At 48.8% G+C, this 14,432-nt stretch carries 15 protein-coding genes; 10 read left to right on the top strand and 5 right to left on the bottom strand.

Annotated elements, in window-relative coordinates; translation table 11 throughout:
* Window positions 1–28 precede the first annotated feature (28 nt).
* Both ARB69_RS16530 and ARB69_RS16535 read right to left on the bottom strand, forming a co-directional pair.
* Window positions 29–1,765, bottom strand: coding sequence for an efflux RND transporter periplasmic adaptor subunit (locus ARB69_RS16530; protein ID WP_055154349.1), 1,737 nt, complete (start codon window positions 1,763–1,765; stop codon window positions 29–31).
* 1 nt (window position 1,766) lies between these two features.
* Entirely contained in the window at window positions 1,767–2,468 is a 702-nt protein-coding gene (locus ARB69_RS16535) for an ABC transporter ATP-binding protein (protein ID WP_055154351.1), read from the bottom strand.
* Between the two features lie 384 nt (window positions 2,469–2,852).
* On the opposite strand from ARB69_RS16535, the gene ARB69_RS16540 reads away from it, so the two are divergent.
* The 6 genes from ARB69_RS16540 (at window position 2,853) to ARB69_RS16565 (ending at window position 9,344) form a co-directional block, all read left to right on the top strand.
* Complete coding sequence (locus tag ARB69_RS16540; RefSeq protein ID WP_055154353.1) at window positions 2,853–4,601, top strand: ABC transporter ATP-binding protein; 1,749 nt, start codon at window positions 2,853–2,855, stop codon at window positions 4,599–4,601.
* 1 nt (window position 4,602) lies between these two features.
* Window positions 4,603–6,345, top strand: a complete 1,743-nt coding sequence (locus tag ARB69_RS16545) for an ABC transporter ATP-binding protein (RefSeq protein ID WP_055154355.1) — start codon at window positions 4,603–4,605, stop codon at window positions 6,343–6,345.
* A 123-nt stretch (window positions 6,346–6,468) separates the two neighbouring features.
* The gene (locus ARB69_RS16550; RefSeq protein WP_055154357.1) at window positions 6,469–7,845 is read left to right on the top strand and encodes a hypothetical protein; all 1,377 of its coding nucleotides are present in this window, start codon (window positions 6,469–6,471) and stop codon (window positions 7,843–7,845) included.
* A gap of 566 nt (window positions 7,846–8,411) precedes the next feature.
* Window positions 8,412–8,630 carry a hypothetical protein gene (locus ARB69_RS16555; protein ID WP_055154359.1) on the top strand — a complete coding sequence of 73 codons (219 nt, stop codon included), beginning with the start codon at window positions 8,412–8,414 and terminating at the stop codon, window positions 8,628–8,630.
* Between the two features lie 22 nt (window positions 8,631–8,652).
* Window positions 8,653–8,874, top strand: coding sequence for a helix-turn-helix transcriptional regulator (locus ARB69_RS16560; protein WP_373596796.1), 222 nt, complete (start codon window positions 8,653–8,655; stop codon window positions 8,872–8,874).
* Window positions 8,865–9,344 (top strand): hypothetical protein, encoded by a 480-nt coding sequence (locus ARB69_RS16565; RefSeq protein WP_055154361.1) that lies wholly within the window; start codon window positions 8,865–8,867, stop codon window positions 9,342–9,344. The genes ARB69_RS16560 and ARB69_RS16565 overlap by 10 nt, the downstream gene beginning before the upstream one ends.
* Before the next feature lie 171 nt (window positions 9,345–9,515).
* Here the strand turns inward: ARB69_RS16565 and ARB69_RS16570 are convergent, their stop codons facing one another.
* Window positions 9,516–9,890, bottom strand: a complete 375-nt coding sequence (locus ARB69_RS16570; RefSeq protein WP_050641692.1) for a DUF3783 domain-containing protein — start codon at window positions 9,888–9,890, stop codon at window positions 9,516–9,518.
* A 145-nt stretch (window positions 9,891–10,035) separates the two neighbouring features.
* On the opposite strand from ARB69_RS16570, the gene ARB69_RS16575 reads away from it, so the two are divergent.
* The 4 genes from ARB69_RS16575 to nrdR all read left to right on the top strand — a co-directional run bounded on the left by ARB69_RS16575 (window position 10,036) and on the right by nrdR (window position 12,846).
* Window positions 10,036–10,809 (top strand): ABC transporter ATP-binding protein, encoded by a 774-nt coding sequence (locus ARB69_RS16575; protein ID WP_025654861.1) that lies wholly within the window; start codon window positions 10,036–10,038, stop codon window positions 10,807–10,809.
* A gap of 1 nt (window position 10,810) precedes the next feature.
* Complete coding sequence (locus ARB69_RS16580) at window positions 10,811–12,013, top strand: ABC transporter permease (RefSeq protein ID WP_050641691.1); 1,203 nt, start codon at window positions 10,811–10,813, stop codon at window positions 12,011–12,013.
* 80 nt (window positions 12,014–12,093) lie between these two features.
* Window positions 12,094–12,348, top strand: a complete 255-nt coding sequence (locus tag ARB69_RS16585; RefSeq protein WP_025654863.1) for a YlmC/YmxH family sporulation protein — start codon at window positions 12,094–12,096, stop codon at window positions 12,346–12,348.
* A gap of 48 nt (window positions 12,349–12,396) precedes the next feature.
* Window positions 12,397–12,846, top strand: a complete 450-nt coding sequence (gene nrdR, locus ARB69_RS16590) for a transcriptional regulator NrdR (protein ID WP_025654864.1) — start codon at window positions 12,397–12,399, stop codon at window positions 12,844–12,846.
* Window positions 12,847–13,421: 575 nt separating this feature from the next.
* Here the strand turns inward: nrdR and ARB69_RS16595 are convergent.
* The gene (locus ARB69_RS16595) at window positions 13,422–13,694 is read right to left on the bottom strand and encodes a DUF6092 family protein (RefSeq protein ID WP_050641690.1); all 273 of its coding nucleotides are present in this window, start codon (window positions 13,692–13,694) and stop codon (window positions 13,422–13,424) included.
* Window positions 13,695–13,846: 152 nt separating this feature from the next.
* Entirely contained in the window at window positions 13,847–14,215 is a 369-nt protein-coding gene (locus tag ARB69_RS16600) for a nitroreductase family protein (RefSeq protein ID WP_242857623.1), read from the bottom strand.
* Between the last annotated feature and the right edge of the window lie 217 nt (window positions 14,216–14,432).

A 14,432-nucleotide genomic window follows, 5' to 3' on the forward strand; every position in this document is an offset into this window, starting at 1 on the left:
TTAAGTCCTCTTTTCTCAATCAGTCCGTTTATTCTTTCGCTGCTTCTGCACCGGCATCGGAGCCCGTGCCCTTTGCAGGCGCCGCAGTAGCCTTCATGCCGTCCTCAATATCTACGTTCAGATCATTTACCACTTTATCCCCCTTTTTCAGGCCGCTCTTAACTTCGATCTGTGTGGTGGATGCGGTACCCAGTTCGACCGGTTTTTTCTTTACAACACCGTTCTCAATTACATAGACAAAATCGCCCTCAGAGGAGGTGTTGATGACTTCCGTCGGAACAACCAGTACATTGTCGGCTTCCGCAACGGTCATTGTGATTTTGGCTGTAGCGCCGATGCAGAGGTTTTCATCCGGATTGTCGATATGGATCTCTGCACCGATGACCGGGTTCCCTTTTTCATTATTAACGGCTATTTTATTGACCTTTGTCAGTTTCCCTTCGTATTTATAGTCTCCAACGGTGACGGTGGCTTTATTGCCAACCTTCATCTTTTCATAGTCATCGGGAGATACTTCGATTTTTACACGAACCTTCTCGGTACTGGCGATGGTGAACATGGCCATTCCCTGGGTGGCTGTGTTGGTCTGCAGCGCATCTACGGCTGCGATTACACCGTCCATGTCGGCCTTCATGCCTTCCCGGCCCTTTTCCACAAGCTCGGCGGGGGTCAGCGCCGTGAGTTCGGCAAGGTTGTCGCTGATATCCAGGTTAGCCAGCTCTGCGGAGGACATTCCGGGGTCTGTGGCCGGTGCGTTGGCCGCATTGTAAGCTGCTTCCCATTCTGCGTAGGCTGCATCATACTGCGCCTTGAGCTGTGCATAACCGGCATCATTCACGGGATCATTATTGATGCCAGGTGCCGTCTCGTCGATTATCTGCTGGGCATCATTGATTGCTTGTGCTGCATCATCGTATTTTTTGAAAATCGGCTGAAGTGCTTTAATCACAGCAGTGTCATCAGCAGTCCTCTGATCGTCTGGTTTTGCAAGTGCAGCCTCAAGATCAGCGCGGCGTCCCGCGTAGTTAGTATTTATTTCATCGATCACTGCCTGGTTGGTATTGATAATTTCCTGCTGTTCCGCGACGATTTTCTTCAGGCGTTCCTGTTCCGGGGCAGCGGCGTCTGCCTCTGCCTGGTTGGCCTGATATTGTGCATAAGCGGCGTCAACCTGAGCAGCAAGGTCGTTTACTTTATCAGCCAGCCGGTTGGCCTGGTCTGCAGCCTGTGCAGATGCCGCATTTGCCGCGTCAATGGCTTTGGCATTTTGTGCCTTTGTAGCCTGGGATGCGTTGAGGCTGGACTGCAGGCTCAGTTGTGCCTGCTGGTTGTCTCGCTCCAAATTTGTTGTGTCAAAGCTCACCAGGAGATCGCCGGCCTTTACGGAATTGCCCACAACAGCGTTGCAGATGGCAACGGGTGCGGTGACGGGAGAATAATAGGTCTTCGTGTTTTCACTTTCTATCTTTCCGCTTGCATTGTAAACTTCTTTAATATCGCCTGTTGTGACTTCAGCAACCTGCAGTGTTGTCGCCTGGTTGCTGCCGCTGCCAGTGGTTAGCTTTGAGGCCGCGAAGATTACTATGCCCAGAACTGCAATTACCGGGATGATGATCCAGGCAGGAAGCTTCTTCTTAGGGGGCTTCGCCGCTTCGGCATCTTCCAGTTCGTAGGAATCATCCCCGGAAAGTAAATCTTCATCGGTCAAATCGTTATCAATGGTGTCTAAAATTTCTTCCTGTTCTTTTTTCTTTTTGGAAAACATATTATGCCCCTTCCCTTTCTTCATTCAGATAATCATTTTCGATACGCCCGTCAATGATGCGGACGACTCTGTTGACCTGTTGTGCGATCTCATCATCGTGAGTGATGATAATAACGGTGCGGCCTCCCTTATGGAGGCCTTTCAGAATCTCCATGATTTCCTTCGTGGATTTGGTGTCCAGGTTACCGGTCGGCTCATCGGCCAATACGATCGGAGGCTGTGCGGCAATGGCGCGCGCCACAGCTACCCTTTGCTGCTGACCGCCGGATAGCTCATTTGGCTTGTGCTTCATCCGCGTGCCCAATCCGACCTTTTTCAAGGCTTCGACCGCAATCTTGCGGCGTCTCTGCTTCCCAAGTCCGCGGTAAATCAGCGGCAGCTCAACATTTTCGACAGCATCGAGATTGGCAATCAGGTTAAATCCCTGGAAAATAAATCCGATCTCTTTATTGCGTATATCTGACAATTGGTTGTCTGTCAGTTTAGAGACATCGTGTCCGTTCAGAAAGTAATTTCCCGAAGAGGGGACGTCAAGACAGCCCAGCATGTTCATCAGTGTAGACTTTCCGGAACCGGAGTGCCCGATGATTGCGACAAACTCGCCTTTTCCGATTTCCAGATCGATACCGTCCAATGCACGCACTTCGTTTTCGCCGGGATTGTAGATTTTATGCAGGTTCTCAACTTTGATGAGTGGTTCCATGAAACATCCCTCCATGATTTAGTGTAATGGTAGTTGTATTACTTAACTAATACAATATTCTTTTAAGATTAAAAAGTCAATACTTTTATGGAGAAAACGTGCTCAAAAAATAAAAAATTGATAATAGTTCAGGTTACTATTCACGGGGCCGTGCACCCCGCTGCACGGCATCCGAACAATTAAAGTGATGGAGCCGGGCATCTGGGCCCTCGCCCCAGGCGACTTTAAATGGCCCAGATGCCGTTACTATGCGCGGCCCCCGGGCCGTGAATAGTAACCAGTTCAGACTTGTCTGAACTGTTACAATAATGGGAAACATTTACAGTAGAGGTATTGTCTGTTACAATACAGTCGTGCAATATAACGGACTTGGAGGAAAAAAGCGTGAGAAGATTACTGCCGTTTTTAAACGGGTATAAAAAGGAAAGCATTATCGGGCCGCTGTTTAAACTGCTGGAGGCAACATTTGAGCTGATTGTACCGCTGATTATGGCACAGATTATTGATGTGGGAATCCGGCACCGGAATGTACCATATATATGGAAGATGGGCGCTGTCCTTGGTGTTTTCGGCGTGCTGGGGCTGAGCTGTTCGCTTCTGGCACAGTATTTTGCGGCGAGGGCGGCCGTTGGGTTTGGCACCGGGCTAAGGCACGAATTGTTCCGCCATATCGGTGATCTGTCCTATGCGGAGATAGACAAAGCAGGGAGCTCTACATTGGTTGTGCGCATGACGAGCGATATTAATCAGGTGCAGTCTGGGGTGAATCTGGTGCTCAGGCTGTTTCTGCGTTCCCCGTTTATTGTGGTTGGCGCAATGATTATGGCATTTACGATCGACGTGAAGGTAGCGGTTATATTTTTGATCACCGTGCCGGTTTTGTCCCTTGTAATATATGGCATTATGATGCTGACGATTCCTCTGTATAAAAAAGTACAGAAGAGCCTGGATCAGGTTCTTCTTTCTACACAGGAGAATCTGGCCGGGATTCGTGTGATCAGGGCGTTTCGAACACAGAATCAGGAGAAAGCAGAGTTTGAGGATAAAAGCGGTACACTGATGCGGTTTCAGCAGCGAGTCGGAAAGATATCGGCTCTGCTGAATCCCCTGACCTATGTGCTGGTGAACCTGGGCATCATCGCCGTTGTCTGGTACGGCGGGGGCGCGGTGCAGGCAGGACGGATCACCCAGGGGGAAGTCATTGCGCTTGTGAACTATATGACGCAGATACTGCTGGCGCTGGTGGCGCTTGCCAATCTCATCGTTTCTTTTACAAAGGCGATGGCATCCGCGGGCAGAATCAATGAGGTATTTGACCTGAAGCCGGGGATTACGGATGGCGCGGGATCGATACAGAACGGAACCAAAACGGCATCTGCCGCAGATCCTCTGCCGCGTGTGGAGATGCGGGATGTTACCTTTTACTATGAAGGCAGCCAGGAGCCTGCGCTGTCGCACATTTCATTTTGTGCAGGCGCGGGTGAGACGATTGGAATCATCGGAGGAACCGGCTGCGGTAAGTCTACGCTTGTAAATCTGATCCCTCGTTTTTATGATGTCAGTGAAGGCGCAGTGTGTGTGAACGGAACGGACGTGAGGGAATGGAGGCTGGATGATCTGAGGGGGACAACCGGCGTTGTTCCGCAGAAGGCGGTCCTTTTCCATGGAACGATCCGGGAAAACATGAAAATGGGAAAAGAGAATGCCTCGGATGACGAGATCAGAACGGCACTGAAGACGGCCCAGGCGCTGGAAATCGTGGAGGGAAAACCGAAAGGGCTGGATACCATGGTCAGCGAGGGCGGTAAAAATCTGTCCGGCGGGCAGAAACAGCGCCTTACGATTGCAAGGGCTTTGGTGCGGCGGCCCCAGGTATTGATTTTGGATGACAGCGCATCGGCGCTTGATTTTGCTACAGATTCCCGGCTGCGAAAGGCGCTCAAAGAAGACACATCGGGAATGACCGTGTTTATCGTATCCCAGCGGGCGGCCTCTATTATGTATGCGGACCGGATTCTCGTGCTGGATGACGGGGAGATTGCAGGCTGCGGAACGCACGGGGAACTGCTGGAGAACTGCCAGGTCTACAGGGAGATCTGCTACTCGCAGCTTTCCAGAGAGAAGGTGGGCTAAGATGGCACGAAATCATGACGGTACTATTAAGAAAATCCTGCGCCTGATTAAGCCATACCTGCATTATCTGGCGCTCTCGCTGGTCTTTGCGGTGATATCCGTTGCGCTGACTCTGTATGCACCGATCCTGACCGGAAATGCAATTGATTATATAATAGGAACAAATCAGGTGGATTTTGACTCTATTTTCTATATTCTGAAGATTCTGGCCGCTGTCATATTCATTACGAGTGCAGCGCAGTGGCTGATGAACCTGTGCAACAATACGATTACCTTCCGTGTTGTAAAGGATGTAAGGACCCGCGCCTTTGCGCAGCTGGAAATCCTTCCTTTAAAATACATTGACAGCCATCAGTACGGCGAGACGATCAGCAGGATTATCACGGATGTGGAGCAGTTCTCAGACGGACTGCTGATGGGATTTACACAACTGTTCACGGGGATTGTGACAATCGCCGGGACGCTGATCTTTATGCTTTCTATCAATGTGAGGATTTCCCTAGTGGTCATTTTGATCACGCCGCTGTCTCTTTTTGCAGCCAGCTTTATAGCAAAAAGAACGTACACCATGTTCAGGGCACAGTCTGAAGCGCGGGCGGAGATGACTTCCCTGGTGGATGAAATGGTGGGAAACCAGAAGGTCGTCCAGGCCTTTGGTTACGGGGACTGTGCGCTGGAACGTTTTGATGAGATCAACCGCAGGCTGCAGGAAGTAAGCCTGAAAGCCATATTCTTCTCTTCCATTACCAATCCCAGTACGAGGTTTGTAAACGGGCTTGTATATGCGGGAGTCGGGATTGTGGGCGCATTCACGGCGATAGGCGGGGTGATTTCCGTTGGACAGCTGTCCTGTTTCCTGAGTTATGCGAACCAGTATACAAAGCCCTTTAATGAGATTTCCAGCGTGGTGACGGAGCTGCAGAATGCATTTGCATGTGCAAAACGGGTCTTTGATTTTATCGAGGAGACGCCCGAGATCCCGGATTCCGGGGACGCCATAGTTATGGGGCAGGCGGACGGCAGCCTGAAGCTGGAGAATGTCTCTTTTTCGTATAGAAAGGATGTACCGCTGCTGGAGCATCTGAAGCTGGATGTGAAACCCGGGCAGAAGATCGCCATTGTGGGGCCAACGGGCTGTGGGAAGACAACGCTTATTAACCTTCTGATGCGGTTCTATGACGTGGATGCGGGACAGATTATCCTGAGCGGTCATGATATCCGGGAGGTGACCAGGGACAGCCTGCGGGCAAACTATGGGATGGTGCTGCAGGAAACCTGGCTGAAGTCGGGCACGGTTGCGGAAAATATTGCCTATGGTCGCCCGGACACCCCGCGGGAGGAAATCGTAGCTGCAGCCAAAGCCGCTCACGCCCATGGATTTATTAAGCGGATGAAGGACGGGTATGATACACTGATCCAGGAGGAGGGCGGGAATCTTTCCCAGGGACAGAAGCAGCTGCTCTGTATTGCGAGAGTTATGCTGAATCTGCCCCCTATGCTGATTCTGGATGAGGCAACCTCTTCGATCGATACAAGGACGGAAATTAAGATACAGGAAGCATTTCAGAAGATGATGGAGGGGAGAACCAGCTTTATCGTGGCACACCGCCTGTCTACCATACGGGAAGCGGATGTGATTCTTGTGATGAAAGACGGGAACATTATTGAACAGGGGAACCATGAAGAACTGCTCAGAGTGGGCGGGTTCTATAAGAATCTTTATGAGAGCCAGTTTGCCCATTAGTGCAAACACGTTGGCTTAAAATACAGTCATTTCCAGTTCACAGAAAAAACACAATTCTACTACATGGTATTCAAATTTTCTTCATACAATGGTGAGGTAATAAGGGGCAGAAAGGATGGTTGGATGAAGAAAAGGGTGATACAGTTACTTCTGGGGACCGCGGTTTTATTATATGTCTTTACCGGATGCAGCCATCAGGGGAGCACAGACGATAAAGATACGGATTCAGTAAATTCAGGGGAAGTAATTGTTGAAGAGCAGGAACAAGATTTTATAGATGAGGAATCACAGGGGAGCATTGAGTTAAACGGCATGCTGCAGGTGGACGGGAAGAGTGAGAACTCAGAATCGGAATCCATTAGTACCAGCAGCGAAAACCAGAATGCCGTGCTGGTAAAGAACGGAGGGACGCTTACCATGACAGACGGGAAGCTGACAAAATCGGGGAACACGTCCAGCGCGGATGAGAGCAATTATTATGGCGTAAATGCGGTATTTGCTACAACTGCAGGAAGCGAGTCCAGTATCAGCAAAAGTGAGATCACGTCGGCGGCCGAGGGGGCGACCGCAGTTTTTGCAACCGGGACGGATGCACTCATACATGCGAACCATGTGAAGATCAATACGTCGGGTAATTCTTCCAGGGGATTGAAGGCTACCTATGGAGGCAGAATTAAGGCAGAGAATATAGAAGTAACCACCAGCGGCACCCGCTGTGCGCCCGTGGCGGCAGAGAAGAGCGGCAGTGTGTTCGTACAGGGAGGCACTGTGCTGTCGTCCGGTACCGGCAGCCCATGCATCTTTGCGGCCGGGACAGTAACAGCAGAAAAGCTGGAGGGCAGTGCGGATGACAGCCAGATACTGATGATAGAAGGCGGCAGCACAGCAGTCTTAAACGGCTGTGACCTATCCGGTTCCGGTGAGAACGGTGTGCTGCTGTACCGGAGCAGCTCCGAAAACCAAGGGGAAGGGGCCTCAAACCTGAAAGCAGCTGATACAAAGCTGACATTCAGGACAGAAGGGCCGCTGTTCTATGTGACAAATACAAAGGCGGATGTAATTCTTAAAAGTTCGGAATTAAAGTACGAAGGCAATGTGCTGGCCAAAGTATCCGGCAACAACATAAACAACTGGGGAACCCCGGGCAGCAACGGAGGAAACCTGACATTGACTGCCATAGATCAAAAACTGAAGGGCAGAATAATCTGTGACGAGATCAGTACCGTGAATCTGAAGCTGAAAGAAAGTTCCAGCTTCAGCGGCAGCATCAACAGCGATAATAAAGGAAAATACATAAAAGTGTCCCTGGCGGAAGATGCAGACTGGAAACTGTCGGGTGACGCCTACGTAAATGTTTTGACGAATGCAGATCAATCCTGCAGCAATATAGATTCGGGAGGATACAGCATTTACTATGACACTGCGGACAGTGCGAACAGCTGGCTCGCAGGAAGAACAATCAGCCTGGCAGGCGGAGGGAAGATTGCGCCAAGGGGATAGGCGGCGGGGAGGGGGACGCTCTATAAAGGGATAGCCGAAAGACGCCGTAAGAACATACCTGTCATTATAAATCGCGGACACGACCTAAGTAATTCTAGGCGGAAACCAGCCATGAAAATGGAGCACAGCTGACACATCGTAAGAAATCTGATGATTTCTCGCGCTGGGCCAGCTGATTTTTTGATTCGGGATCAAAAAATCTCTCTATTTTCACGGCTGGTTTCCGCCTGGAATTACTAAGATCCGCTTTAGCGATTTATAATGACAGGTATGTTCTTACGGCGGCTTTCGGCTATCCCTTTATGGAGCTGGTGCATCCAGTAGGGAGATATGATCCGTTCCTAGGCGAGGGGATTGAAACGGGGGCCGTGTATGGAGATTGAATTGGTGGTGCTTTCGTGTCCACGGCATCTCTGTTAGTGAGCGTTACGTCTCCCATCAGCGCCGAGACGAAAGTTCGTCACTGGAAAATGTAAAATGTGCTTGACATTTATTGTAAAGCGTACTATACTTTAAATGTAAAACAAACTATACATTTTCTTTAGAGGCAAAGGAGAGCGGTGATTATGAAAAAAGGTGATATGAGGAGAGAATTAACGTTGGGTCTTGCATTTCATGCGCTGGCTTTGCTGCTTCAACAGTCTGCGGATACACCGGAGCTGATTAAGGGATTCCTTTTTGGGATGGCGATCTGCCTGATGTTGACCGGGATTCTTCCGGAAAAGTCCTACCGCAGAATAAAAGCGTTTAAGGAGTCTTTGTTTTATGGAGGAAAGCAACGCTGAACACGACGGTCAGAAATGGGGGATGTTTTTGGAAAATAAAATTCAGCAGTTGAGGAAGGAACGCAAGATTACGCAGAGTGAACTTGCAGATGCAGTTGAGGTGACAAGGCAGACCATCATATCGTTGGAGAACGGCAGGTATAATGCGTCATTGATACTGGCACATAAGATTGCCCAGTATTTTGGAGTCAATATTGAGGATATTTTTATTTTTAATCTGGAGGAGGAAAATATATGTTTATAAAAGCATTGCAACAGGGGGCTAAGACAGACGAGGAGTACAGGGAGAAACTAAAAGCCAGGATCAGAATAGACTTTTTTATGTGCGGTGTGGGGCTGCTTACCATCGCAGCGGCGATTGTGATGATGCTGAGAGGCGGGGAATATGAGGAGGGATTTTTATGCGGGGTCTTTACGGGAACCGGTGCAGCCGTTCTTTTCTTCGCGGTCAAAGAGATCTTAAAGGCAAAAAAACTTCTTAAGAATGAAAAACTTCTGCGAGAGGAACGTCTCAAAGTATCTGACGAGAGAAATAAAATGATTAATGAAAAAACCTCATATTGGGCAGGCATGATTGTTATGGGAGCCTGTTATGCAGTTCTTTTGATCTCAGGATTTTTTAACTTTGCTGTATTCTGGACGGCATGGGGAGTACTAATGCTGTATTTCCTTGTTACCGTTATCGTGAAAAAATATTATGAAAAAAAGCTATGATTCCTGCTAGTACAGCAGTGCATTAATCTTTCAGTAATAAGTGCCTGATATCTGCGTCAGAGTTGTGCCTGCTTTCGCGACGGCGTAGTGGTTCCTACGTCTAGCGAAAGCAGGTACAGCTATGACGTAGAGAGCAGGTGATTATTGCTGAATTATTAGTGCACTGCTGTACTAGGGAGTCATAGCCTCATGTTCACGTTTCAGTTCTGCCAAGCATTCGTGGGCAGTCCAGAACTGGTTGGTCGGAGTAAGGACCGCCTTGTAGGGCAGAGGGCCGGCGCCGCTTTTCTTCAGCGCTGCCAGTGCCTGGTTGAGACGGTTGTCATCAAAGAATGCAAAAACGATCATGGTATCGGCCAGGGCGCTGCCGGTATAATTTCCTTCGGCGGGTACCGCGTCTTTTATACCCGCCAGTACGCCGAGCGGCTGGTGATACTCTTCCTCTTTCACATGTTTCAAGCGAACATGCAGGGGAAAAAGTGCCATTTCGATTTTTAACAGCTTTTCTTTATCGGGAACGTGAAAAAGTAAGATAGTTTCTTTCATGGATAGTCCTCCTTATTTTTTTAATATTGTAATCTATTTGGTAAAAGATTGAAAGGGCTGAGGAAGGAAAAAATTGTTATTGACAAATCAATAACAAGGATATATAGTTGTATTAACACAATAGTACAGAATGAGGAGGGAGATCATGATAGAGATCAAAAACCTGACCAAGATTTATAAACTGAATAAAAAGCAGATGAAGGAATCCAAGACGACAAACCCCGTAAAGACTGCTGTTAATGACCTGAGCCTTACGGCAAAACCGGGCGAGATATACGGCCTTTTGGGACCAAACGGCGCGGGGAAGACAACGACGCTGCGGTGTATCTCTACCATCATCAAGCCGACAAAAGGCGAGATCTATGTTTCCGGCCATGAAGTGCAGAAGGAGCCGGAAATGGTGCGGGAGAAGCTCGGCTTTCTGACAGGGGATATAAAGCTGGATCCTCAGTTTTCTGTGGATTATATGTTTGATTTCTTCGGAAGATTACATAACATTCCGGAGGATAGGCTCAAAGCGAGAAAAGAGGAGCTTTTTGAATACTTTGGGATTAAAGACTTTTCCCAGAAAAAAATCAAAGAACTTTCTACAGGTATGGCACAGAAAGCTGCAATCGCGGTGTGTCTGGTTCATGATCCTGATATCGTAATCTTTGACGAACCGACCAATGGGCTGGATGTAGTGACGGCACGCGGCGTTACTGATTATTTAAGAAAATTAAGAGACGAAGGCAAACTGGTGATTATCTCCACGCATGTCATGTCAGAAGCCGAAAAAATCTGTGACAGGATCGGAATTATCATTGATGGTTGCAAGGTGGCTGAGGGAAGCCTGGATCAGATACTTCATGATACAAACACAGAGGATCTGGAAGATGCCTTTTTCGAACTTTACAGAATTCAGAAAGGAGGAAAGTAAGATGAGCGGGATTAAACAGATATGCGGGAAAGAGCTGGCAAGGGTTTTCAAAGACAAGAAGATGATCTTCTCAGTATTTTTCCTTCCGGTGATTATTATGGTTGGTATTATGACTCTGGTCAGCAGTCTGAGCAGCAGCGCTCAGGAAGACGTCGAATCGCATAAGGCGATCGTATATCTCCAGAATGCGCCGGCAGGTTTTGAAGAATTTTTAAAGGCTGCGGACAAAGAATGCGATGTATATACGGTCAGCGACAGGGCCGAGACCGAAGATATGATAAAAAACGGAGGGGCCGATCTGCTGATCGAATTTCCGGAAGGCTTTTTGGATGAGGTTTCCAGTTATCAGACAGGAGCGCCAACCCCTCAGGTTAAGACGTATTACAATCCGTCGGAAGACTATTCACGCGCGGCATATGACACAATATCAAATGGCGTCCTGGAGTCATACAGACAGCTGCTCTTATCCGACCGTGTGGAGGACATGGAAGGTCTTACCGTATTTACAGTAAATTCGGATAATCCCGAAATGGTAATTCAGGACGAGGAGAAAGCCAGCGGCAAGGTTCTGGGAATGATGCTTCCTTATTTTGTAACCATCCTGTTATTTGCGGGGGCTATGGGAATCGGAACTGATATGGTGGCCGGGGAGAAGGAAAGGGGCACGATGGCAAGCCTTCTGGTTTCCCCGATCAAGAGAAGCTCCATTGTACTTGGAAAAGTATTTTCACTGATGATTATCTCCGGAGTATCCTCTGTCGTATATGTGGGTGCAATGGTTGCCTTTATGCCGCAGATGATGAGCGGCATGGGCGGAGATATGGGACTGGATCTGTCGTTGAATCCAAAGCAGATCGGAATGATGGCCGCTTTGCTTGTGGCAATTGCATTTCTGTATTCGGCAATTATCGTCCTGGTATCCGTATTTGCCAAGACCGTGAAGGAGGCCAATTCTTACGTGATGCCGGTTTACATGCTGGTTCTGGTGCTTGGGATCACGACAATGTTTACAACAAAGACCCCGCACGAATGGTTCTACGCCGTGCCGATCTATAACACATCGCTTACGCTGCAGGGCATTCTGACGCAGGAAGTGACTATGATGCAGTATGGGATGACACTGGGCGTAACACTAGTTCTGGGAGCCGTATTAATCGGTGTGATTGCAAAAGCATTTGAAAGTGAAAAGGTAATGGCAATTTAACACGCATTTCAGAGTGCCCGCATATAGTAACAGTGAGAGAAGCTGCTGCTGTATGCGGGCATTTTTGGTGTGGTGAGATTATGAGATTATGTGAATTGCGGGAAAAGGAAGTTATTAATGTATGCGACTGTAAAAGGCTTGGATGCGTTGTGGATGTGGATATCGACATCAAAGAGGGACGGGTGGAGGCCATCATCATTCCGGGGCCGGGGAAAATCTGCGGATTCCTTGGAACAGACTGTGAATATGTCATTCCGTGGCACTGCATCAAGAAGATCGGTCCCGATATTATTTTGGTGGAAATAAGGGAGGAAAAGTTTTTGCAAAAGTTCTAGTTATTGTGTATAATGGGGGAAGAAATGGGAGGAAAGGCGGAATATATTATGAAATGTCCTTATTGTGGAAACCCCGACACAAGAGTAATTGATTCTAGGCCTGCAGAAGATAATAATTCTATACGCAGAAGACGTTCCTGTGACGAGTGTGGAAAACGTTTCACAACCTATGAAAAGGTTGAAACTATTCCGCTGATCGTTATCAAAAAAGACAATAACAGAGAACAGTATGACCGCGCGAAGATTGAGCAGGGCATTTTAAGTGCCTGCTATAAAAGACCGGTTCCGGCATCGGAGATTCAGCGGACGATAGATGCCGTGGAACTGGAGATATTCAACCGCGAGGAAAAAGAGATACCGAGCAGTATGATCGGTGAGATTGTGATGGACAAGCTCAGGGCTCTGGATCCGGTGGCTTATGTGCGGTTCGCTTCCGTATATCGGGAGTTTAAAGATGTAAACACCTTTATGGCGGAACTGAAGGAATTTTTAGAGTAGGGGGGCGCCTTCCCGGGATGGTGAATGAGACGCCGGAGGGGATTTGTGCAGGTGTTTTTGGATACCGGGCGTTTAGCCTAGTTTCCGTAAGGATAAAATAGAAAAATCTGATGGAACCAGCAACATGCGGTGCCAAATCTGATGATTTGGCGCCTTAGTTGCTTCAAACTTTGCTTGGGAAAGCAAAGTTTGTCCATCAGATTTTTCTATTTTATCCTAACGGAAACACGGCACACTTTAGGCATCCAAAAACACCTGCACAAATCCCCTCCGACGTCTCATTCACCATCCCGGGAAGGCGGCGCTCATCCGGGCGGGTGGCCGGAGATGGCGGACGGAGGCGGCGGCGCGAGGGGATGCTGGGGGGAGAATGTTATAGCGCCTTAAGTTGGAAACTGTGGGCCAGGGGGCAGGTATATGCAGAATAATGTGTGTTCAAAGGGCACGCCGTAACTCATGCCCTGCGGGCGGATCCGCAGTAGACTGCGGAATAAGGTATGTCCAAAGGGCGCGCCGTAATGTATACCCTGGCGGGCGGGACGGCAGTATGGGGGCAGAATAATGTTCTGCTTTTGTTAGATTATGTCTACCAGTTTGGCGGCGGCGTCCTGGAGCATTTGGTAGAAGGCGGGCTCGTCGGAGGTGCATTTGTGTTTGCCTTCTTCTATTATGGATATGAGGTCTTTTAGGTCCTGATTATCGGGGTCATCCTCCAGGCGGAGTTGGCACAGGCGCTGGGAGGCCTCTATTAAGCGGAGGGGGCCATAGATGTGAGGCTCGTTTTCCAGGCCGGCGGCGCTGGTTATCATGTAGATTAAGAGTTCGAGACTGGCTTCTTTATTTTTCATTTGTTTTCCTCCCATTGATTGAAGTATAGGATTTCTTCCAGGGGTTTTCTTCTGGGGTCTCTTGGGTCTCCTTCGGGGTAGCCTATGGACATTAGCATTTCTATACGGTATGTATCGGGGAGACAGAGGAGTTTGCGTACGGCGGCATCGGTTTAGGACTTGATGGCGCAGGTGCCGAGGCCCTCTTCGAGTGCCGCCAGCATGATGTTTTCGGCCGCCATAGAGGCGTCCATCATGCAGCCGTAGATTTCAGCATTGCGGGAGTGGCTCAGGGCATATTCCATATCGGAACAGATTACCAGGATGACGGGCGGATGGCCGCTGAGTCCGGGACTGAACATGTCCACTTTAGCGACGAGGTCCGGTTCGGTCACAAAGAAAAATTTCCATGCCTGTAGATTGCTGGCACTGGGCGCGAGCCTGCCGGCATCGGCCAGCCTGCGCAGAATGTCTTCCGGGACCGGGGTGTCCTTGAAGTTCCGGATACTTCTGCGTGATTCAATTGCTTCTGTAATGTTCATTGCAATACCTCACTTTTCATAATTATTTGATTCATTTTATAATGAATCCGCTATATAAACCATAAAAAAATTATATCATAAAATGGGGATTTAGCAACGGGCTTTAGTCCCGGGGCGGATGGGGACGCTCCATAAAGGGATACCCGAAAACCTCCCGGAGAACATCCATGTCCTTTCAAAAACGCGGCCGCGGACCTAAGAAATTCTAGGCGGGAAA

Source organism: Faecalicatena contorta (genome assembly GCF_001404335.1).
GTDB classification, from domain to species: Bacteria; Bacillota; Clostridia; order Lachnospirales; family Lachnospiraceae; genus Faecalicatena; species Faecalicatena contortus_B.

What these genes read in the sequence shown, in the direction of transcription:
- ARB69_RS16530 (WP_055154349.1), bottom strand. Translation starts at nt 1,765, where the DNA reads ATGTTTTCCAAAAAGAAAAAAGAACAGGAAGAAATTTTAGACACCATT.
- ARB69_RS16535 (WP_055154351.1), bottom strand. Translation starts at nt 2,468, where the DNA reads ATGGAACCACTCATCAAAGTTGAGAACCTGCATAAAATCTACAATCCC.
- ARB69_RS16545 (WP_055154355.1), top strand. Translation starts at nt 4,603, where the DNA reads ATGGCACGAAATCATGACGGTACTATTAAGAAAATCCTGCGCCTGATT.
- ARB69_RS16550 (WP_055154357.1), top strand. Translation starts at nt 6,469, where the DNA reads ATGAAGAAAAGGGTGATACAGTTACTTCTGGGGACCGCGGTTTTATTA.
- ARB69_RS16555 (WP_055154359.1), top strand. Translation starts at nt 8,412, where the DNA reads ATGAAAAAAGGTGATATGAGGAGAGAATTAACGTTGGGTCTTGCATTT.
- ARB69_RS16560 (WP_373596796.1), top strand. Translation starts at nt 8,653, where the DNA reads ATGTTTTTGGAAAATAAAATTCAGCAGTTGAGGAAGGAACGCAAGATT.
- ARB69_RS16565 (WP_055154361.1), top strand. Translation starts at nt 8,865, where the DNA reads ATGTTTATAAAAGCATTGCAACAGGGGGCTAAGACAGACGAGGAGTAC.
- ARB69_RS16570 (WP_050641692.1), bottom strand. Translation starts at nt 9,890, where the DNA reads ATGAAAGAAACTATCTTACTTTTTCACGTTCCCGATAAAGAAAAGCTG.
- ARB69_RS16575 (WP_025654861.1), top strand. Translation starts at nt 10,036, where the DNA reads ATGATAGAGATCAAAAACCTGACCAAGATTTATAAACTGAATAAAAAG.
- ARB69_RS16580 (WP_050641691.1), top strand. Translation starts at nt 10,811, where the DNA reads ATGAGCGGGATTAAACAGATATGCGGGAAAGAGCTGGCAAGGGTTTTC.
- ARB69_RS16585 (WP_025654863.1), top strand. Translation starts at nt 12,094, where the DNA reads ATGAGATTATGTGAATTGCGGGAAAAGGAAGTTATTAATGTATGCGAC.
- nrdR (WP_025654864.1), top strand. Translation starts at nt 12,397, where the DNA reads ATGAAATGTCCTTATTGTGGAAACCCCGACACAAGAGTAATTGATTCT.
- ARB69_RS16595 (WP_050641690.1), bottom strand. Translation starts at nt 13,694, where the DNA reads ATGAAAAATAAAGAAGCCAGTCTCGAACTCTTAATCTACATGATAACC.
- ARB69_RS16600 (WP_242857623.1), bottom strand. Translation starts at nt 14,215, where the DNA reads ATGAACATTACAGAAGCAATTGAATCACGCAGAAGTATCCGGAACTTC.